Annotated in this window: 21 protein-coding genes and 1 riboswitch; of the genes, 7 read left to right on the plus strand and 14 right to left on the minus strand. The window is 47.6% G+C overall.

Annotated elements, in window-relative coordinates; translation table 11 throughout:
* Window positions 1-170 precede the first annotated feature (170 nt).
* From NQ502_RS02895 to trpS, 10 genes are all read right to left on the minus strand, one after another.
* Complete coding sequence (locus NQ502_RS02895) at window positions 171-1076, minus strand: hypothetical protein (RefSeq protein ID WP_028529606.1); 906 nt, start codon at window positions 1074-1076, stop codon at window positions 171-173.
* A 136-nt stretch (window positions 1077-1212) separates the two neighbouring features.
* A riboswitch (cobalamin riboswitch) is annotated at window positions 1213-1385 on the minus strand.
* Between the two features lie 150 nt (window positions 1386-1535).
* Complete coding sequence (gene atpC / locus NQ502_RS02900; RefSeq protein WP_028529607.1) at window positions 1536-1943, minus strand: ATP synthase F1 subunit epsilon; 408 nt, start codon at window positions 1941-1943, stop codon at window positions 1536-1538.
* A gap of 14 nt (window positions 1944-1957) precedes the next feature.
* Window positions 1958-3373 carry a F0F1 ATP synthase subunit beta gene (gene atpD, locus NQ502_RS02905; protein WP_028529608.1) on the minus strand — a complete coding sequence of 472 codons (1416 nt, stop codon included), beginning with the start codon at window positions 3371-3373 and terminating at the stop codon, window positions 1958-1960.
* Between the two features lie 244 nt (window positions 3374-3617).
* The gene (atpG, locus tag NQ502_RS02910; RefSeq protein WP_028529609.1) at window positions 3618-4499 is read right to left on the minus strand and encodes an ATP synthase F1 subunit gamma; all 882 of its coding nucleotides are present in this window, start codon (window positions 4497-4499) and stop codon (window positions 3618-3620) included.
* Window positions 4500-4505: 6 nt separating this feature from the next.
* Window positions 4506-6008, minus strand: coding sequence for a F0F1 ATP synthase subunit alpha (gene atpA / locus NQ502_RS02915; protein ID WP_028529610.1), 1503 nt, complete (start codon window positions 6006-6008; stop codon window positions 4506-4508).
* A 5-nt stretch (window positions 6009-6013) separates the two neighbouring features.
* A complete protein-coding gene (gene atpH / locus NQ502_RS02920) occupies window positions 6014-6517 on the minus strand; it encodes an ATP synthase F1 subunit delta (RefSeq protein ID WP_028529611.1) in 504 nt (167 codons plus the stop codon).
* The gene (gene atpF, locus NQ502_RS02925; protein ID WP_028529612.1) at window positions 6498-7001 is read right to left on the minus strand and encodes a F0F1 ATP synthase subunit B; all 504 of its coding nucleotides are present in this window, start codon (window positions 6999-7001) and stop codon (window positions 6498-6500) included. Before atpF ends, atpH begins: the two co-directional genes overlap by 20 nt.
* A 21-nt stretch (window positions 7002-7022) precedes the next feature.
* On the minus strand, window positions 7023-7250 hold the full coding sequence (gene atpE, locus NQ502_RS02930) for an ATP synthase F0 subunit C (protein ID WP_028529613.1): 228 nt from the start codon (window positions 7248-7250) through the stop codon (window positions 7023-7025).
* A gap of 22 nt (window positions 7251-7272) precedes the next feature.
* Window positions 7273-7962: a F0F1 ATP synthase subunit A gene (locus tag NQ502_RS02935; protein WP_028529614.1), complete on the minus strand. Its 690-nt coding sequence runs from the start codon at window positions 7960-7962 to the stop codon at window positions 7273-7275.
* A gap of 399 nt (window positions 7963-8361) precedes the next feature.
* Entirely contained in the window at window positions 8362-9366 is a 1005-nt protein-coding gene (gene trpS / locus NQ502_RS02940) for a tryptophan--tRNA ligase (RefSeq protein WP_028529616.1), read from the minus strand.
* Between the two features lie 162 nt (window positions 9367-9528).
* Here trpS and NQ502_RS02945 point away from each other — a divergent pair, with 162 nt between their 5' ends.
* Together NQ502_RS02945 and NQ502_RS02950 are read left to right on the plus strand one after the other, a co-directional pair.
* A complete protein-coding gene (locus NQ502_RS02945; protein WP_028529617.1) occupies window positions 9529-10005 on the plus strand; it encodes an S-ribosylhomocysteine lyase in 477 nt (158 codons plus the stop codon).
* Between the two features lie 21 nt (window positions 10006-10026).
* The gene (locus NQ502_RS02950; protein WP_028529618.1) at window positions 10027-11091 is read left to right on the plus strand and encodes a PTS transporter subunit IIC; all 1065 of its coding nucleotides are present in this window, start codon (window positions 10027-10029) and stop codon (window positions 11089-11091) included.
* An 80-nt stretch (window positions 11092-11171) separates the two neighbouring features.
* Here NQ502_RS02950 and NQ502_RS02955 read toward each other — a convergent pair whose 3' ends face one another.
* The 4 genes from NQ502_RS02955 to NQ502_RS02970 form a co-directional block, all read right to left on the minus strand.
* The gene (locus NQ502_RS02955; RefSeq protein ID WP_028529619.1) at window positions 11172-11837 is read right to left on the minus strand and encodes a DUF6553 family protein; all 666 of its coding nucleotides are present in this window, start codon (window positions 11835-11837) and stop codon (window positions 11172-11174) included.
* Window positions 11838-11871: 34 nt separating this feature from the next.
* Window positions 11872-12969, minus strand: coding sequence for a UDP-galactopyranose mutase (gene glf / locus NQ502_RS02960; protein WP_407691157.1), 1098 nt, complete (start codon window positions 12967-12969; stop codon window positions 11872-11874).
* A gap of 1 nt (window position 12970) precedes the next feature.
* On the minus strand, window positions 12971-13711 hold the full coding sequence (gene truA, locus NQ502_RS02965) for a tRNA pseudouridine(38-40) synthase TruA (protein ID WP_028529621.1): 741 nt from the start codon (window positions 13709-13711) through the stop codon (window positions 12971-12973).
* Between the two features lie 84 nt (window positions 13712-13795).
* Window positions 13796-15250, minus strand: coding sequence for an alanine/glycine:cation symporter family protein (locus tag NQ502_RS02970; protein WP_044983480.1), 1455 nt, complete (start codon window positions 15248-15250; stop codon window positions 13796-13798).
* A 629-nt stretch (window positions 15251-15879) separates the two neighbouring features.
* Here NQ502_RS02970 and NQ502_RS02975 point away from each other — a divergent pair.
* From NQ502_RS02975 to NQ502_RS02995, 5 genes are all read left to right on the plus strand, one after another.
* Entirely contained in the window at window positions 15880-16215 is a 336-nt protein-coding gene (locus NQ502_RS02975) for a sporulation initiation factor Spo0A C-terminal domain-containing protein (RefSeq protein WP_028529623.1), read from the plus strand.
* Between the two features lie 157 nt (window positions 16216-16372).
* Window positions 16373-17059 (plus strand): response regulator transcription factor, encoded by a 687-nt coding sequence (locus NQ502_RS02980; protein WP_028529624.1) that lies wholly within the window; start codon window positions 16373-16375, stop codon window positions 17057-17059.
* A complete protein-coding gene (locus tag NQ502_RS02985; RefSeq protein ID WP_028529625.1) occupies window positions 17046-18035 on the plus strand; it encodes a sensor histidine kinase in 990 nt (329 codons plus the stop codon). The genes NQ502_RS02980 and NQ502_RS02985 overlap by 14 nt, the downstream gene beginning before the upstream one ends.
* 84 nt (window positions 18036-18119) lie before the next feature.
* Window positions 18120-18809 (plus strand): ABC transporter ATP-binding protein, encoded by a 690-nt coding sequence (locus tag NQ502_RS02990; protein WP_028529626.1) that lies wholly within the window; start codon window positions 18120-18122, stop codon window positions 18807-18809.
* Complete coding sequence (locus NQ502_RS02995) at window positions 18806-21406, plus strand: ABC transporter permease (protein WP_028529627.1); 2601 nt, start codon at window positions 18806-18808, stop codon at window positions 21404-21406. Before NQ502_RS02990 ends, NQ502_RS02995 begins: the two co-directional genes overlap by 4 nt.
* Window positions 21407-21479: the final 73 nt, after the last annotated feature.

Here is a 21479-nt window from a genome sequence, read left to right on the forward strand (position 1 = left end):
CTCTTCATGCATTTCTAATATGCTTTAACAATGCACACAATAATACATCATTATTTATATACTATTCCAATTTGCACCAGAATGCAAGTTTTTTTCATTCCATTTTGGAATACGTCTGTGTCTTTTTTGTGAACTGCGCGATACTTCAAGTTATGTAAAAAACACATATTTTATTGTCTGAAGATCCTTATCAGCCATAATATTTTTGTCAATACCCCCATGAATATCAGACCTGCTCCAAAAGAGAACAGATTTGCCACAAGGGCATACCCCACAGCTTTTTTCCTTTTTTTATTACGCTGATTGACAGAATTCCCTAAACATTCCCGATAAATCACGGCCTCTATCGCTGTTATTAGTACCTCCATCCATATATAATGGAATATATATGCCCATGGACCCTGATGTATTTTCAACGTCACAAGAAGAATATTTAAAAACAATTGTGTCAGCACATTCGTTATAATGATAATTTTCATTTCATGTTTTGTCCGATAGCCGAACAGAAGCCCGATCAACAGCTCTAATATAATCGTAGCAGCCATACGTAAAGCAGCCGAAGTCACTTCAGTTTTATAATCATTAGTTTTCTGTATTCTCTCAGCTCCCAAAACCGTATCCTCTGCTCCATCCACACCGCTGAGGTCGACCACAAAATTACTGTAAAATGCATATTGACCGTACGCCTGGTCACTTACTGCATAGCTGTCTGATTCCGGAAAATATAACAGAATTTTAAATCTGTAGGGGGGACGTTCAAGCCATCTAAACTGACCGCTATCAGAACACTCTTCAAAATACTGTTGAAAAAGCATATCATCCTTATCACCAAAATCTGTAAATGCTTTCCATATATCATATTCACTGTCATCCGGATCATATAAATCATATCCTCCGTCTTTGGCAGTCGGACCATACCGTCCAACACATGGAACCGGTGAGATCAAGGTGGCGTAAAAAACAGTATCCGGTATGTTTTCAAACACAATATTCACCTGTCTACTGGGAGCGATATCTGCGTGGACGGTTACGGGAAACAGCATGATAAAAATTACAATCATTAAGATTTTTCTCATAATATACCCTGCACCCCTCTAAACGTAATAAATCGTATTAAACGAGCCAATACCCGCGTACACGAAATTATATGCAAAACCAAATCCTAAATAAGGTAGAAAAAATAAGCCTCCGTTCATGCCTCGGATCTCAAATGTCTGGTTACCATGCCTTGTTAGCATTCTGACTTAGATTCTTCCTCCGAAAGCACCTTCCCAGCACAAGCCAGTGGTATAAAGCTTTCTTTGTCCTCCTTACAGCAGGGATGAAACTGCGTGGATTTGCACCACATTCCTAATAGTTTTACCACAATATTAAATTTTGTATTATATATATCATACATTATATTATAATATTTTGTCAGCTTTTTTGCCAGTAACAGGTTACGAACTTTTACCTAGTTTTTTTAATAATTTTCTGTTTATGTGTAATTAACAAGAAGCAGAAGAACCTGTTTTGGCTCTTCTGCTTCTTCCTCATTATTTATGCTTACTGGCCGCCTTCAGCCTGGACATGGCCCTTGCAAGAGACGCCTGCGTATGGTAATACTCCACGAGACTCTGTCTCTGGCGAAGCTGTTCCTGTGCCCTCTCCTTTGCTTCCCTCGCCCGTACAATGTCGATATCCTCCGGGCGTTCCGCAGTGTCTACCAGGACGAGCGCACGGTTGTTGATCATCTGCACAAATCCCGTGCCGACCACCACATCCGTCCAGTTCCCGTCTTCCGTCTGAAAACGCATCTCTCCGGCAACCACAGCCATCACCATATCCTCATGGTGCGCCATGACAGCGGCTTCTCCATCCATTGCCGGCAGTATCAGGATATTGACCAGACCTTCGTAAAATACTTTATCTGTTGCTATGATGGAGACTCTGAATGTACTCATGGAATCACTCTCCTCTATGCACCGACCTTCTGACTCTCAGAAGATTCTTTTTCAGCTTTTTGAATCACCTCGTCAATTGTCCCGACGTTGAAGAATGCGGTTTCCGGGTATTCATCCATTTCCCCGTCAACGATCATGCGGAAACCACGGATCGTCTCCGCGATGGGAACGTATTTTCCGGGAACTCCGGTAAAATTCTCGGCAACGTGAAACGGCTGAGACAGAAACTTCTGTATCTTCCGCGCACGGTATACCGTCATTTTATCTTCTTCGGAGAGTTCTTCCATTCCGAGAATGCCGATAATATCCTGAAGTTCCTTATATTTCTGAAGAAACTCCTGCACTTTTCTTGCCGTCTCATAATGTTCCTCACCGACGACATCAACTTCCAGAATCCTGGAGGTAGACTCCAGCGGATCAACAGCCGGATAAATCCCCTGCTCCACGATCTTCCTTGAGAGTACCGTGGTCGCATCCAGATGCGCAAATGTGGTTGCAGGTGCCGGGTCCGTCAGGTCATCCGCCGGTACGTATACGGCCTGTACCGATGTGACAGATCCTTCCTTTGTAGACGCGATGCGCTCCTGCAGTTCGCCCATCTCATTTGCCAGGGTTGGCTGGTATCCCACTGCGGACGGCATACGCCCCAGCAGTGCTGAGACCTCAGATCCCGCCTGCACGAAACGAAAAATATTATCGATAAACAGCAGTACGTTCTGATGTTCCTGATCGCGGAAATACTCGGCCATCGTGAGGCCGGTCTCCGCAACACGCATACGCGCTCCCGGCGGCTCGTTCATCTGTCCGAACACCAGGGCCGTTTTCTCCAGAACGCCCGACTCTTTCATCTCTGACCAAAGATCATTTCCCTCACGTGAACGTTCTCCGACGCCTGTAAAAATGGAATATCCCCCGTGCTCCGTTGCTATATTATGAATCAGTTCCTGGATCAGAACCGTTTTTCCAACGCCCGCACCGCCAAACAGACCGATCTTTCCGCCTTTTGCGTAAGGAGCCAGCAGATCAATGACTTTAATCCCCGTCTCCAGCACCTCCACGACCGGACTCTGATCCTCAAAACTCGGAGGATCCCGGTGAATGACCCAGTGTTCTTCACCATCAAGCTTATCATCTCCGCCGTCGATGGTGTCTCCAAGGACATTGAACAGTCTGCCCAGCGTTTTGGTACCCACCGGCACCTTCACACCGCTTCCGGTGGCAAGAACTTCCATATCTCTTCTGAGTCCCTCGCTGGCGGCAAGCATGATACAGCGGACCGTGTTGTTGCCGGTATGCTGTGCCACTTCCATCACGCACCGTTTTCCGTCATTATCGACTTCAAGGGCGTCTTTGATATACGGCAGGTCATTGTCCTCAAACTCTACGTCCACTACAGGTCCCATGACCTGCACAATTTTACCTTTTTTCATTCTATCCACTTCCCACTCTTTTATCAATATTATGATGTTGGGGTCAAAAGGTATTTTGCCCCCAACTGATGCCACGGATTGCTTCGTTGCTTCGCAACTCCCACAATTCTGCAAACATTCGAAATCCGCTGATTTACTGCGTAAATCGCTGCTTCCTCATGTTTGGCGGGTCCCAAGGTAAAATGCCTTATCATGCAAGCATGAACGGAATTTTACCTTTTGACCCTGGCATCATATTATGATACTACTTCGACTGCTGCGCCCTTGCACCGCTGCAGACCTCTGTGATCTCCTGGGTAATCGCTGCCTGCCGCACTCTGTTATACTCGATCGAAAGCTCCCTTAGCATATCCCGGGCGCTGTCCGTCGCTGCCTGCATCGCCATCATGCGCGCGTTCTGCTCGCTGGAATATGATTCGACAAGCGCGCCGTATATGATGCCAGCCAGATAATTTGGTACGATGTGTTCCAGTACCTCACCTGCTGAAGGCAGGAACAAAACCTCTTCCATATGCACATCCACGGGAACCTCACTCACTTTGATCCTCTTCATCGGAAGAAGCTGGATCACGTCATTCTCCGACTGAACGGCACCCGTCATTTTTGTAAAAATCAGCCGGACTTCGTCCAGTTCCTTGTTACGGTAAAGATCAATCATCTTCTCTGCCACCACACGCGCACGGTGCATTGTCGGCTTCTGAACCGTGTATCTGAATGTCATATCAATGCTGATGCCCTTCTTCTCAAAGTATTGCCGCCCGAGCTGTCCCAGTACGAACAGCATGTGATTCGGAGTCTCTCTCATACACTCCTCGGCAATTTTTACGATATTATGATTGTAAGAACCGGCCATTCCCTTGTCTGCGGTGATCACGATATAGCCCACTTTTTTCTCAGCGGGATCTTTCACCGTACTGCTTTCCAGATATATGTGCTCCACATCTCCGACATGGCGCATCAGACGATGGACGGTCGACTGCATCGTATAAAAATATGGTTCTGTTTCTTCCAGACGTTTTTTTGCTTTTTTTATCTTGGCCGAAGAAATCATATACATGGCATTCGTGATTTTCATGGTATCCTGAATGCTCCGCATTCTGCTTTGTATTTCTCTCGTATTCGCCATATGCCGTCACCTGTTCTTAAATTCTGTTGCAATCTCAACAATCTTTGCCATCAAATCATCTGTCAGAACTTTCGTATCATTGATTTCCCTGGCAACCTCAGGATGTACACTCGCAAAAAATGAAAGCATGTCAGCCTGAAACTGTTTGATCTCTTTGGCATCCACATCAAGCAGCACTTTGCCTGTTGCCGCGCACAGCGTGATCACCTGATCAGACAGGCTCATCGGCTTGCACAGCGGCTGTTTCAGCAGCTGCATCAGTCCGCTTCCGTACTTCAGCTGTTCTGTCGTAGCCGGATCGAGGTCCGAACTGAACTGGGTAAAAATCTCCATCTCCCGGTACTGTGCCAGATCGATACGGACACTGCCCGCTGCCTTTTTCATAGCTTTCGTCTGGGCTGCGCCGCCGACACGGGATACCGACAGGCCTACGTTGACAGCCGGACGCATACCGGCAAAGAACAGGTCGCTCTCCAGGAAAATCTGGCCGTCTGTGATGGAAATGACATTGGTCGGTATATATGCCGATACATCTCCCGCCTGCGTCTCGATAATGGGAAGTGCTGTGATGGAACCGCCGCCTTTCTCATCGCTCAGACGGCTGGAACGTTCCAGAAGCCTGGAATGAAGATAAAAGACATCTCCCGGGTAAGCCTCCCTTCCCGGAGATCTGCCCAGAAGAAGCGACAGTGCACGGTAGGCAACCGCATGCTTGGACAGATCATCATAGACGATCAAAACATCTTTTCCCTGATACATAAAATACTCTGCAAGCGCAGTCGCTGAATACGGCGCGATATACTGAAGTGAGGCACAGTCGCTGGCCGTCGCCGAAACAACCACCGAATAGTCCATCGCATCATGCTTCTGAAGTGTGTTTACCACTTTTGCAACCGTCGACGCTTTCTGTCCGATGGCTGTATAGATACAGACCACATCCTTGCCCTTCTGATTCAGGATCGTGTCAATCGCAATGGAAGTTTTACCGGTCTGCCGGTCGCCGATGATCAGCTCCCTCTGTCCCCGGCCGATCGGAAACATGGAATCAATGGCCAGTATTCCCGTCTCCATCGGAACGTCGACAGACTTACGGTCAATGATCCCCGGCGCCTCATTTTCAATCGGACGATAATCGTCCGAAGGAATTTCTCCCTTTCCATCAATCGGAGCGCCCAGCGCATCCACGATGCGGCCGATATAGCCTTCCCCTACGGGGATACCTGCCTTTCGTTCGCTGCGTCTGACTTTCGTGCCCTCACGGATTCCCGTCTCTTTGCCGAACAGAATACATCCGGTCTCGTTTCTTTTGATATCCTGAACCATTCCCTTTAAACCGTTTTCGAATATTACGATTTCACCGTACATCACATGGTTCAGACCATAAACCGTAGCAATGCCGTCTCCGACCCAGATGACCGTGCCCGTTTCCGTGGCTTTTTCGTTTATTTCAAAATTTTCAATTTCGCTTTTTAAAATCGATATGATTTCATCTGAACTAAATGCACCCACTCTTTTCACCTCCGGGTCAGTTTTTGTTCTAATTGTTGAAGTCTCCCCTTGAGGCTCCAGTCGTATTCCTCATCCTTTACATGCAGAACGAATCCCCCGATCAGTTCGGGCTTGCGTATCTTTTCAAGCACAACCTGTTTCGCATGATATTTTTTCTTCAGAAAGGCACAGATTTTTTCTTCCTGCGCTTCTCCCGGCGGCGTCACATACTCGATCACGGCATCCACGATCTGCCTCCGCTGATGTACATATTTTCTGTATTCCCGAAGTATCTCCTGCAGTTCATCCACCCTGCCGTAACTGCAGACCACCTTCAGGAAGCTATGTAACTCTGTCGGGAAAATCCGGTCGATCACTCTGTACTTTTCTTCCATGTGGACAACCGGGCTTTTTAACGCATTCAAGACCAGCGGTTCTTTATCCAGAAGCTCACCAGTCTCCTCAATCCGCTCTCCGGGAATGGCAAGCTCATACAAGACTCTGGCATAATTAATTGCTGTTTGTGTCATTGGCTTCACCTGCTTTTGTTAGAAATGAATCATAGAGCATACTGTCATTGGCTTCCCCGCTCTGTTCGTTCAGCATTTTAACAGCCGCGGCCATAGCCAGAGATGCGATTTGAGAGCGCATTTCGTCCATCGCCTTTTCCCGGCTCATTAAAACGGAGCAGTTCGCCTCCTCAACGATTTTTCCGGCCTTCTCGTTCGCATCGCGAACAATACGTTCTGCTTCCTCCCTGGCAGCAGCCTGCGCTTTTTTTACAATTTCTTCGGACGTCTCATATGCATGATGCAACGATGCTTCATACTCCGCCTTCAGCTGATTTGCAGTCTGATTTGCGTGATCTGCCGCTTCCAGGTTGTTCTTTATCTCTGAATCCCGTTTTTCCATAATCGCTGAAACCGGTTTGATCAGAAACTTTCTCAATATCAGAAAGAGGATGATCAGGTTAATAACGGTAAAAACAACGTTATAAATGTCAAGGCTAAGCATCTGCCTCACCTGCCTTTCAATTTATTTTAAAAATAAGATAATCAGAAGCGCGATGACAAAACCATAGATGGCCGTCGCCTCTGCAAGTGCACATCCCAGAAGAAGTGCTTTGCTGATCTTTCCCTCTGCTTCCGGCTGTCTTGCGATTGCATCCGTTGCTTTCGATGTGGCAATACCAATACCCACACCTGCTCCTACACCTGTTAAAACTGCGATTCCTGCTCCGATTGCGATTAAAGTTGTTGACATATTAAACACTCCTTTTCTTCTTCTAATCCTCAATTGCTTCCTTGATAAACAATGCCGTCAAAAATACAAATACGTATGCCTGAATGAGACCGTCAAAAATATCAAAATAAAAACTAAACGGTATCGGCAAAAGTACGGGAAGAAGCTGTTTCAGCAGCTCCATTACAACAAATCCTCCCAGGATATTGCCGAAAAGCCGCATACAAAGTGACAGCGGCCGGATAAATATCTCCAGCACATTGATCGGTGCTATGATTGCGATTGGCTGGGCAAAACTTTTGCCCCACCCTTTTAATCCCTTTTTGCGGATTCCCGCATACTCGATCAGCACAATACTCATCACCGACAGGGCGGCTGTCACATTCAAATCCTTCGTCGGCGGCTTCATTCCAAACAGTCCGATCACATTGCTGATACCCAGATAGACAATGACTGTGATCAGATACGGAACATACCGTCTTCCGTTCCTGCCCAGAATGTCCTCAAAGAATCTGCTGATCCAGCTGACAAACGATTCCAGAATCAACTGCTTTCTGCCCGGATTGTGAACTTTCAGGTTTCTGACAAGTATCAGACACAGCACCAGGACAACCGCCATGATGATCCAGGTCACCACCACCGATTCTTTCACCGGAATCCCGCCGAAAATGGGAATCGTAAACACAGTCTCACAATTCAGCTCTTCCAGCAGGGACGATGCCAGATTATCCATAAATCTCGCTTCCTTTCTCTTATTCTGTCAGATGTTCTCCTTTCTCATTGAAATTAATTTAATCAACTATAACTCTCTTTTTTTACAACGTCAACTATTAAAATTTACCCACAATTTCATTTCCCTTACCCTTTTATTTGTCTATATTATATGTTATTTCATTGATTATTCATTTTTTATTGTCTAATATGACATCTTTTTCCCAGGAAGGAAATCCCGCGATAACATTTTTCCAGTGTTTCATTATTATAATAGGAAGAAATTTTGTAGAATACTATAAAAAACTGTCTTTTTTGATCATGAACCTACTTATTTATAATGTTAAAAAAAAGACTCCGGCATTTCCAGACTTTTTTCTGAACAATGCCGGAATCTAAACAGATTTCCGCTCTTATGTGTCTACCGGATACGGTCCGGAAAACCGATTTTGCGCTGTACCTTTCTCAGCGTTTTTGTTGCATAATAATTCGCTTTTTCCGCATTCTCTTTAATTATGGAGTCAATGTACGTCTTATCCTGCTCCAGACGGTGCACTTCATCCTGCAGAGGTTTCAAAATCCCCACTACCGCTTCGCCCACAGCCATCTTGAAGTCACCATACCCTTTGCCGTCAAACTCTTTCACCGCATCATCCGGAGTCCTTTCGGTGCATGCACAGTAGATATCGATCAGGTTCTTCACCCCTGGCTGTTCCTCACGGTACGCGACACACGCCTCGGAATCCGTCACCGCACGTTTACATTTTCGAATAATCGTATCAGGATCATCCATCAGATATATGCTGCCATTCGGATTTTCATCTGATTTTGACATTTTCTTCCCGGGATCCTGCAGACTCATGATTTTTGCCCCCACCTTCCCGATAAACGCCTCCGGAATCGTAAAGACATCTCCGTAAATATTATTGAAACGCATCGCGATATCTCTCGTGATCTCAAGATGCTGCATCTGATCAATGCCTACAGGGACAACATCCGCCTGGTACAGCAAAATATCAGCAGCCATCAGCACCGGATATGTAAATAATCCGGCGTTGATATTATCCGCATGTTTTGCTGACTTGTCTTTAAACTGTGTCATACGGTTGAGCTCTCCCATATACGTAAAGCAGTTTAAGATCCAGGAAAGTTCTGCATGACCGGATACATGCGACTGATAATAGATACAGTTCTTCTTTGGATCCAGTCCTGCCGCGATATATAATGTCAGCAATGCACGCGCCCTCTTTCTGAGAACTGCGGGATCCTGGCGAACTGTTATGGAATGCATGTCCACCACACTGTAGAAGCATTCATATTCATCACTAAGTGTAACCCAGTTTTTCAGTGCGCCGAGATAATTTCCCAGGGTAAGATTTCCGGTTGCCTGCATGCCGCTGAACAACACTTTTTTATCATTTATCATGTCCAAGTACCTCTGTTTTTCTATAAGTTTTCTTATTTCGTTAAGTTTATCACCACAAAATAGGAAAGTCAAGCAAGGCCCCGCTTGAAAATGAATCATTTTCCCTATATAATAAGACAGAACTTATCACACATTATAAAACACATAAAAGGAGAATTCATCATGAAAAAAATACCCAGCTTTTCCATTGATCATAACAAACTGCAGCCAGGCGTATACGTATCCCGGAAAGACCAGATTGGTTCCGAGGTTGTGACAACCTTCGATCTGCGCATCACCTCCCCCAACGAGGAACCGGTCATGAATACCGCAGAAGTGCACGCACTCGAGCACGTGGCAGCTACATTTCTCAGAAATCATGAAACGTACGGACCGAAGGTCGTATATGTAGGCCCAATGGGCTGCCGTACCGGCTTTTACCTGCTGTTATCCGGCGATTACGAATCTGCCGACATTGTACCGCTGCTGATCGACACTTTCAAATTTGTCATAGATTTTGAAGGTGAGATACCCGGAGCATGTGCCAGAGACTGCGGAAATTACCTGGACATGAATCTGGATATGGCAAAATACTGGTCACGCCGCTATCTGAATGTGCTGACTGATATCAAACCGGACCGCCTTGTCTATCCATCTTAAGAGGGAGCCGAGGGGGTACAGATGAAAAAACTAAAACAGATATTTAATCATATATTTATCGAGGGGTTGAGCGGAATGGCTTTCGGCCTCTTTGCAACGCTGATCATAGGGACCATTATCCAGCAGATCGGATCGCTGATCGGCGGAACGTTCGGCGATCTGCTCTTTCTGGTCGGAAAGATGGCAGCGGCCGTCACCGGCGCCGGAATCGGGGTCGGGGTGGCGATGAAATTCAAGGAAAGTCCACTCGTCACTCTGTCCGCCGCTACCGCAGGCATGGTCGGCGGATTCGCGTCCAAGCTTCTCGCCGGAAGCCTGATAGCAGACGGCGCCGTCGTGCTGGCCGGTCCCGGAGAACCGCTCGGCGCTTTTATCGCAGCTATGGTTGGCATCACACTCGGTCATCTTGTGTCCGGGAAGACGAAAATCGACATCCTCGTCACACCGTTTGTCACCATCGTGACCGGTTCCGCCGCTGGACTACTCGTCGGTCCGCCGATCTCGTCCTTTATGGTATGGCTCGGAGGCCTTGTCAACTGGGGAACGGAACAGCAGCCTCTGCTGATGGGCATCATCGTATCCGTGATCATGGGTATGGTACTGACGCTCCCGATCAGCTCCGCGGCACTCGGCATCATCCTCGATCTGTCCGGACTGGCCGCCGGCGCCGCGACGATCGGATGCTGCTGCAACATGGTCGGGTTTGCCGTGGCCAGTTACCGCGAAAACAAATTCGGAGGTCTTCTGGCACAGGGGCTCGGCACTTCGATGCTGCAGGTTCCCAACATCATGAAAAAACCTGTCATCTGGATTCCTGCAATTCTCTCAAGTGCGATTCTCGGTCCCATCGGCACGCTGGTTTTCGGCATGACAAGCAATGCAACAGGTTCTGGCATGGGAACCGCAGGCCTGGTAGGCCAGATCATGACATGGCAGGTTATGACCGCTGCCGAAAGTCCCGGCCTGGTCCTGTTCAAGATTCTCGTCATTCAGATCCTGCTTCCGGCTGCTGTAACTCTGCTGATTTCTGAGCTGATGCGCAAAAAAGGCTGGATCAAATACGGCGATATGAAACTCGACCTTTAATTGTCTGAGACAGAATTGATCTCATTATCCTGAAAAGAGGGACTGCGTCCATGCAGCCCCCCCTTTCATATTTATTTTCTTTATCCCAGTTCCTCCTCATTTCTGACCAGCTCTTCGATCGCACCGGCGCTGTTCGGAAATTTTGCGGCAAAGCAGTCAACTACCGCCCTCCTTACGATCTCATACTCTTTCATGCCCTTTATGATATCCGGCACACAGTATGCCACACGGTAAAATTCCGTTGCTATCTTCTGAACCACACGGTCCTGACTCATCGTTCCCAGTCCCAGAATGATTCCCGTATATTTCTTGTCTGTCTGACAGATGTCCATGTAGAAGTCCAGCATATGGTAAAATTCCAGATACAGAAGCTCTTCTGCCGCTTCCCCATCCCGTTCAACGATGTCAAAACACATACTGCCGATCAGTTTGTCGATCTCTTTTTTATGCCATCTCGCAATCCGTTTTCCCTTCACCATATTGGAGTAGTAGATCAGATTGATCCACGCTGCCAGAAATTGATCCACACCCGCCTTTACGCCGTAGCGTTTCTCCCAGAGTTCCATACGGATCTTGTTTTTCTCCGGCTCGAGCTCCTGCCCGATGGCATACTCCAGCAGTTCTTTACGCTTGTCAGCATCCGTCGTACTGTAATAATCATCCGGCCACTTAATCTCCCGCACTTCCTTTTTTTCTTCCGCCTGAGCTCTCATCTGCTTTTGCTCTTTTACTTTCGCTAAATCCATTTTTTCCTCCTGTCTAAAATGAAAGTCGATTACTTCATCCTTCGGATTCCCGTCTTGCTGTCTCAAGTGCCGCCTCGATTACTTTATCCATATCATAGTATCGATACATACCCAGTCTTCCGCCAAAAATCAGGCGTTTCTCCCGGTATGCCAGTTTCCGGTATTCCTCATAAATCCGATTGTTCTTCTCATCATTGATCGGGTAATAAGGCTCATCACCCTTCTTCCACTCTTTTGGATACTCTCTCGTGATCACGGTGGTCGGCTGAGTTCCAAAATTGAAATGCTTATGTTCTATGATACGTGTATACGGGACGTCTCTGTCCGTGTAATTCACCACAGCATTCCCCTGGTAATTATCGCACATCATCCGCTCTTCTTCAAACCGAAGAGACCGGTATTCCAAAACACCTGCACGGTAATCAAAGAATTCATCGATCATCCCGGTATAGACAACCTTCCCTGCAATGGCAAACGGGTCTCCCATACTTTTATAATCTGTATTCAGACGTACGTCTGTCCCGTCAAGAAGACGGCTGGCAAGTGAAGTATATCCCTCTTCGGGGATTCCCTGATAACGGTCGTTAAAATAATTGTTATCATACGTAAACCTGAGGGGCAGACGCCTGATAATAAATGCCGGCAGGCTGCTGCACTCACGTCCCCACTGCTTTTCTGTATAACCTTTGATCAGTTTTTCATAGACATCACGCCCTACGAGTGAGAGTGCCTGTTCCTCAAGATTTCCGGGGTCCGTGATCGACAGCTTCGCGATCTGTTCCGCTATCTTCTTCTTTGCCTCCTGCGGTGTCCTGATGTTCCACATTCTGCTGAATGTATTCATATTGAACGGAAGATTATACACCTCATTTCCGCAGACCGCTACCGGCGAATTGATAAAATGATTAAACGTCACAAACTGCTGCACGTAATCCCAGATTTCCCGGTTTGAAGTGTGGAAGATATGTGCCCCATACCGGTGTACTGCAATGCCGTCCACTTCCTCCGTGTAAATGTTCCCTCCAATGTGCTGCCGTCTGTCAATGACCAGACAGCGTTTTCCTTTCTTCTTCGCCTCATGTGCAAAGACACATCCAAACAGTCCCGCACCGACTATCAGATAATCATACATGTCATTTTTCATATCGCACCTGAAGCAGCGTCAGCCCCATTGCCGGAGCAGTGAACCCTGCCAACTGGCGATTTTTTTCCTCCAGTATCTTTTTTATATCTTCCGGCGGCCGCTTTCCCTCGCCGACCTCTATCAGCGTTCCTGTCAATATGCGAACCATATGATACAGGAAACCGTTTCCTGTATACGAAATCACAAGATCATGTTCTTTCTGTTCAAAACAGATCTCCGTCAGCGTCCGCACCGTCGATTTCCTGATACGTCTGTTTGCGCAGAAACCTTTGAAATCATGTGTGCCAAGACAGTAAGACGCTGCCTTTTCCATCAGTCCCACATCCAGTTTCTCCCCGTAATGATAGCGGTACTTCCTCTCAAATACCGATTTGCATTCATCTGTCCCGATGCGGTAAGCATACGTTTTATCACAGGCATGCAGCCTGCTGTGAAACCTGTCCGGCATCTCAGCGATATCCGTTACCTCAATATCATCCGGCAGATACTGATTCAGATACATCTTTACGTCCATAAGGCCTGCCCGTTCCCTCAAATGAAAGTTGGCAGTCTGCCCGAGTGCATGTACACCGGCGTCCGTCCTCCCTGCACCGTGTATCTCAACCGGATATCCGCTCATCCTGGTCAGTATGTTTTCCAGTTTTCCCTGTATGGTATTGTCAGTATTTCCCTGTTTTTGCCATCCGCCATAACGCGTTCCGTCATATTGTATCGTAATTTTACAATTCATAGCCCTTATTATAGCATAAACAAAGAAGGTTGTGAAACCCATTCTTGATGAATTTCACAACCTTTTCCCGACAGGCTTTCAGCCTCAAAGTCCCGTCTTTCTCTGATGGACCGCCTGTTTTCTTCCATCTTTTTCCTTTTCTATCACCTTTTGATACGCCTTCATCTCCCTGGCCACGACGCCGCTCATCGCGATCAGACAGATCAGATTCGGTATCGCCATCAGACCGTTTGCGATATCCGAGAAATCCCAGACGATCTGCAGTGTCGTTGTAGCGCCGACATATGCAACAAGAGAGAATACAATGCGATAGATAAAACAGTATTTCGGCTTCTTCACCAGATACTCAAATGCCTTTTCCCCGTGATATTCCCAGCCGAGTATCGTCGAAAATGCAAACAGTGAGATACCGATACACACCAGTATGCCGCCCACCTCTCCGAGCGCACTCGTAAATGCAGCGATCGTCAGCGCAGCTCCTGTCATCAGCTCCCCCGTCGCCGGATCGATCGTGCCCAGAACCCCGGAACTTGCGATCGCCAGACCTGTGATCGTACATACCACGATCGTATCAAAAAAGGTTCCCGTCATGTTGACATATCCCTGTTTAACCGGACTGTCTGTGGTTGCCGCTGCTGCCGTAATAGCCGCTGACCCAAGGCCCGCCTCATTCGAGAACACCCCGCGTGCAACACCCCAGCGCACAGACTGCATCACGGATGCGACAACGACTCCGCCGACTCCTCCCGCTGCCGCCTTTGGATGAAACGCCATTGTAAAAATCTGTGCCACTCCGGACGGCACATTTTCAATATTGATCAGAATCACGATAAGGCCGGCGATCACATAAAACACAGCCATGCACGGTACAACAACCTGCGAGACCTTCGATATGCTTTTAATGCCGCCGACGATAATGAGCAGTGCAAGCACTGTTATCACCGCTCCGCTGACCACAACCGGGACCTGAAATGTATTCTGAAGAGCGGAGGATATGGAATTGGCCTGTGTCAGATTACCGATTCCGAAAGATGCCAGCACGGTAAAAAGCGCAAACAGAAACCCCAGCACCGCTCCAATCCTTTTATGCTTAAAAGCATGACGCAGGGTATACATCGGTCCGCCGGACATCTCTCCGTTTGCATTGACTTCCCGATATTTGATCGAGAGCATACATTCTGAGAACTTGGAAGCCATGCCGAAAAATGCGGAGATCCACATCCAGACCAGCGCACCCGGACCGCCGAGCACCATGGCTGTCGCCACGCCGACAATATTCCCCGTCCCAATCGTCGCAGCCAAAGCCGTCGTAAGCGCGGAGAACGGAGAGATATCTCCTTCCCCTTTCTTTGTTCTGGCCTCCTTGCTCAGTACGCTGCGCAGCGCGTAACCCAGGTTTCTTATCGGAAGAAATCCAGTCCGAACAGTCAGAATCATGCCGGTCCCCACCAGCAGTACCAGCATAACAGGTCCCCAGACAACATCATCGATGCTTTTCAGAACCTTCCCCACGTTTTCCAATAACAACCGTGAATCCATCTCGCATATCTCCTTAATTTTTCCTCATTTGTAAAAAAACAGAAATTCCCCGTACAGCGGGGCGTTTTTTGTTACATAGGAGCACTTTCCCATGTAACAAAAAAACAACGTATCTAAGCCGTTGTTATCTTTTTCATTATATAAATCTTGTAAATTCATGTCAAGAACATATTTCTGCCATTCCCAATTATTCCGATTTATTTGACACCACGCTTCATACTGCGTAATATGCTTATAAATTACCATTTATTACCATAATCATTTCGTGCTCATTATGGTACAATTTTTAAGGGGTGATTGTTTGAATAAACGTCAGAAGAAAAAAACAAAAAGAAAATTGCAGGCAGATAACAGAATACTTTTACAGGAGGCCCGGGAAATCGAACAGGAGATTGAACACACAGATATCCCGGTTGATCCGGCAGACAAACAGGAGCTTTATAACAGAATTTTAAAAAGTATTTCGAAATTTTGAAATTTATTTCTACACAGTTACGTTCTCTTTATAATTTTTTACACGCTCAAAAAATGTAAAATTATGTCAAATACTGTCTATTTTATACGGTATTCTTAATTTTTACACGTACTGATTTAAAATAAGAGCGAGAAAAGATCAAAGGAGATTCGTTATGAAAGAAATTACAGAACTTATCCATTCGCTTGGCATCAGGGCAACTTATATTGGTTATCAATACCTGCGCTATGCCCTGCTGCTATGCCTCAAAGATGAAAACTATATTCTGTTTGTCTGGAAGTGGCTGTACGGGGACGTCGCACAACATTTCGGCAAAACCCGAAGCAGCGTGGAACGGGCGCTGCGCACAGTGGTAACGGCGTGCTGGAATTACGGAAACAGAGACCTTTTGCACAATATTGCCGGTTATCATCTGGATCAGTGCCCAGCCGTCGGCGAATTCATCGCGATACTGTATCATCACCTTGAAGATAACACAAATGAAATTTAAAAGATGAGTACCCCCGGTGATTGCCGGGGGTAATCTTTTGTCTGCCGAATCTCTCATGAAAAGCGGCTTGTATATTGTACCGAAAAGAAATATGATAGAGAGATAAGGTTATCTCGTATGTTCCAACGACAAACGACGAATCGAGGAGGATATAGGAATGAAACAGATATTCTTAGTTGAAGATGACAGAGCGATCGCAAGGAATCTGGTACTTCTGCTTCGATCGGAATGTTTTACCGTCACCCATGCCTCGACGCGCAGCGAGGCCATTGCGGCACTGGCCGGAAATAATTTTGACCTGGCGCTGGTTGATATTTCCCTTCCTGATGGAAATGGGTTCACCGTCTGCACGGAGATTAAAGAAAACCAGGAGATTCCTGTCATCTTTCTGACAGCCTCCGGTGATGAGGCGAGCGTCGTCACCGGACTGAACATGGGTGCGGACGACTATATTACCAAACCTTTCCGCCCGCGTGAGCTGGTTGCGCGAATCAAAGCCGCGCTGCGAAAAAGCGGACGCCTGGGTTCGGTTTTTGAAATCTGCGGGCTTCATGTCGATACGACAAGCGGCGTTGTGAAAAAAGATGACAGCGAGGTTTACCTGTCAGCTTTAGAATACCGTCTGCTGCTGGTGTTCATCAGCAATCCCAAAAGCATCATCACGAGAAGCAGGCTGCTTGACGAATTATGGGACGCTGCGGGTGAATTTGTCAATGACAATACACTGACTGTATACATCAAACGCCTGCGGGAGAAGATCGAGGATGACCCGGCAAACCCGCAGATCATTCTGACTGTTCGCGGGACGGGGTATCGACTGGGAGGCGGATATGTTTCGGAATAAAGAATTTCGCCGTTTCACCGTCGTATTTTTTCTGATAACCGCTGTTGCTGTGACACTGGGGTTTTGGATCGGCACGGCAGCCGGTATCCTCGCCGCCGCCTCTGCCGCCTCTTTGGGAATCGCATTCTGCCTGTTCACAAAAGCGCGGTACAAAAACCTTGCCCAGATTTCAGACCAGATTGATCTTGTCCTCCATAATGATGACCACCTGTATGTCGGAGAATCGGAAGAGGGTGAGCTTTCTATCCTGCAGAGCGAAATCACCAAGATGACGCTGCGCATCCGGGAGCAGAACGAAGCTCTGAAAAAAGAAAAAAAACACCTCGCCGATTCAATGGCCGACATCGCGCATCAGCTTCGTACCCCGCTCACATCAGCAAACCTCATACTGTCATTGCTGGAGCATAACGCAAACGAAAACGAGAGGAAAGCAATGATACGGGAAACCGAGGAACTGTTTGTACGGATGGACTGGCTGATTACCTCCCTGTTGAAATTGTCACGGCTGGATGCGGGTATTGTAGTGTTCCAGAGCGAACAGACAGATATAAACACTCTGATAAGCGCCGCGCTTCGCCCGTTTCTGATCTCAGTCGAACTGCACAATATCACTGTGCAGACAGATGTACCGGATGGAGTCTTCATTTATGGGGATTCCGGCTGGCTCTCGGAGGCACTCCAAAACATCCTCAAGAACTGCCTGGAGAGCACCGGGGATAACGGGAAGATCGAGATCGCCTGCGGGGACAACCCGCTGTTTACGGAAATATCCATTCATGACAGCGGCGCCGGCCTGGATCAAGATGATTTACCCTTCCTGTTTGACAGATTTTACCGTGGGAAACATGAAAACGCGTCCGGATATGGAATCGGACTGGCGCTCTGCAAAATGATTATCACCCGGCAGGGAGGGACAATCACTGCCAAAAATCACCCGCACGGCGGCGCTGTATTCTCCATCCGTTTTCCAAAGTGACGGATCTCTCACCGGGATGTCACCGGGATGTAAGCTAAAGGTTCTATTATATGGGTAGACTACATGGGAAAGGAGACTCACATAATGGAGTTTTTAAAAATCGAAAATCTATACAAGGTTTACGGCAGCGGCGAAAATCAGGTGACAGCGCTTGACAACGTGTCCCTCAACATAAACAAGGGGGAATTCACCGCAATCATCGGTTCCTCCGGCTCCGGCAAATCCACTTTACTCCATATCATCGGCGGCGTGGATGTACCAACCGGCGGAAAGATATATCTAAACGGACAGGACGTATACGCACAGAGCAATGAAAATCTTGCTGTTTTCCGCAGACGGCAGGTGGGACTGATCTATCAGTTTCACAACCTCATTCCCACGCTGAATGTGGTGGAGAACATTACCCTGCCTATACTGATGGATAAGAGAAAAGTCAACAGGCAGCGGCTGAATGAACTACTGGAACTGCTGGGGCTTGAAGACCGAAAAACACATCTGCCGAACCAGCTTTCCGGCGGTCAGCAGCAGCGTGTTTCCATTGGGCGCGCCCTGATGAACGCACCCCAGGTCATGCTGGCAGACGAACCCACGGGCAGCCTGGACAGCAGAAACGGTCACGAGATTATCAACCTGCTGAAATTAAGTCAGAAAAAATACCGGCAGACGCTTATCCTTGTCACGCATGACGAAAATATCGCCCTGCAGGCTGACCGTATCATCTGCATATCGGACGGCAAAGTGACGCGGGACGAGAGGACGGTGACACGGCCATGAATATTTTCAACAAAGCAGCCCTGCAAAGTATGAAAAAAAGCCGTACGCGAACGATCGTAACAGTGATCGGAGTCGTCCTGTCAGCCGCCATGATCACGGCAGTCGCCACCTTTGGTGTTTCCCTGCTGAATTATGCGGCCAGAGGAGCGATCATAAAATACGGCGACTGGCATGTCGGGTTTTTAGATGTTGATTCTTCTTTCGTACATGACCGTGCCGCTGACAAGGGCGTCTCGAACACCGCATCATACGAAAATATCGGCTACACGGTTCTCGAAGGCGGAAAAAACCCGGATAAACCGTATCTGTTCATTGCCGGATTCAGCGAAGAGGCTTTCGTCACCCTTCCCATCAACCTGCTGTCCGGCAGACTGCCCGAAAACAGCGGAGAACTTCTTGTGTCGGGAAGTGTCGCTGCAAACGGCGGTGTGAAATACGCGGTGGGCGATACACTGACACTTGCTGTCGGTGACCGCATGAACGGAAACAGAATCCTGGGACAGCACACCCCTTATATGTCAGGTAACGCATCCGGGGACGACAAAGAAACTTTTGTTCCAGACTCCGAAAAAACTTATACGGTTGTCGGCATCTGTCAAAGGCCAGCCTTCGAAGAGTATTCTGCCCCCGGCTATACCGTGATCACGAAGGCGGATCCGGCGGACACCGCGGACAGTTACAGCGTATTCGTCACGCTTTCTAATCCTCGCAGAGTCCGGGATTATGCGGACAGCACCGCCGGAACAGGATCTTATATTCTGAACGACAACGTTCTCCGTTTCATGGGACTCTCAGACGATAACATATTTAATATGCTTCTGTACACAGTCGGAGGCATCGTGACGGCCATCATCATGATCGGATCCGTCTTTCTGATATATAATGCGTTTACCATCTCACTGAACGAGCGCACACACCAGTTCGGGATTCTCTCATCTGTGGGAGCCACAGCGAAACAGCTGCGCAGTTCCGTCCTGTTCGAGGGTCTCTGCATCGGTGCTGTCGGCATCCCCATCGGCATTTTAACCGGTATAGCCAGTATGAAGCTTGTGATTTCCATTGTGGCCGGCAACTTCGGAAGCCTGATGTACAGCGAGGTACCTTTAACCCTGACGGTATCATTCCCTGCCATTGCAGCCGCAGCTGCGGTCAGCATGGTCACTATTCTGATCTCCGCGTATATACCGGCCCGTAAAGCCGCAAATACGCCTGTTATGGAGAGTATCCGTCAGACCAATGAGGTTAAAATCCAGGGAGGAGACGTAAAAACCTCAAAATTTGTACAGCGTTTCTTCGGTCTGGAGGGAACCCTGGCTTTAAAGAACTTCAAAAGAAACAAAAAACGCTACCGCAGCATCGTACTCTCTCTTGTGTTAAGTGTCGTGCTGTTTGTTTCCGGAAATTCTTTCGGCACAACGCTGAAAGAGGCATCCAAACAGGCGAACGTAGCCACTACGTATGATATTGCCCTTGCCACGCCAAAACTTAAAGACGATGAAATGCTGCATCTGTATGACAGGCTGAAAACGGCTGATGGTGTCTATGAAAGCTCGTATCAGGCGGACTTGACCTATTCATGCGAGGTCAAGGCAAGTGATTTCTCAGAAGAGTATTTGGCATGCATGGAATTGCCCGCTACAGACGAACCGGTTCCGCTGTCAATGGACTTTCAGTTTCTTGACGACAGTACCTATATGGATATCATTAAAGGTCTGGATCTTCCGCAGGAAGAGTATTTTGGGGAGAATGCGAATATTATCGCGGTTGCTGCAGTTCAGAACATGAAGGACGGACAGTCTGAAGAGACTGATGAAATCACCGGTCTGTTCAGGAGTCCCTCGATGAATTTTACAGTCTCGCCTGAAACAGACGGCGGGAAAGCGACGGAATATAGGCAAAACATAAGTGTGACGTTTGTCAAAACGGTACCGCCTGATATCATCCCGGACCCTTCAAGAACTTCCGCGGACAGTCCATACTTTCTGATGGTGATGGCACCCTATTCACTCATGGAAAAACTTGTGCCTGACGACGCCTGTGTGAATATGAAAGGCATGACCTTTAAGTCCAGGAAACCTGCCCGGACGGTGGCTGAGATGGAAAACCTGATACAGGGCGAAAGCATAACAGCCGATTATACACTCTACAATGTGTCTAAGATGCTCGAAGAAAACCGCAGCATGATCTTTATCGCCAACGTGTTCACCTATGTCTTCGTCATCATGATCTCACTGATCGCCATTGCGAACGTGTTCAACACAATATCCACGAATATCAAACTGCGCAGGCGGGAGCTTGCCATGCTGCGATCCGTAGGAATGTCGGAACGCGATTTCCAGAAGATGATGAATTTTGAGTGTGCATTTTACGGCATGAGGGCACTGCTGTTCGGGCTTCCCATCGCGGCGGTCTGCTCCTGGCTGATCTTCAAAGGGATGTTCATGGGCGGTGCCGAGATTCATTATATCTTCCCGTGGAGCAGCCTTTTGATCAGCGCATTCAGCGTGTTCTTCGTGGTGTTTATCACGATGTTGTATGCCGTCAGCAGGATTAAAAAAGAAAATATCATTGACGCGCTTCGGGATGATATGACCTGATCAGAAACATGATGCCTGTCCGAAAATGAAGATGCCGCCCAACAGCCGATTTTCAGCTGTTGAGCGGCATTTT

Source organism: Ruminococcus gauvreauii (genome assembly GCF_025151995.1).
Taxonomy (GTDB): domain Bacteria; phylum Bacillota; class Clostridia; order Lachnospirales; family Lachnospiraceae; genus Ruminococcus_G; species Ruminococcus_G gauvreauii.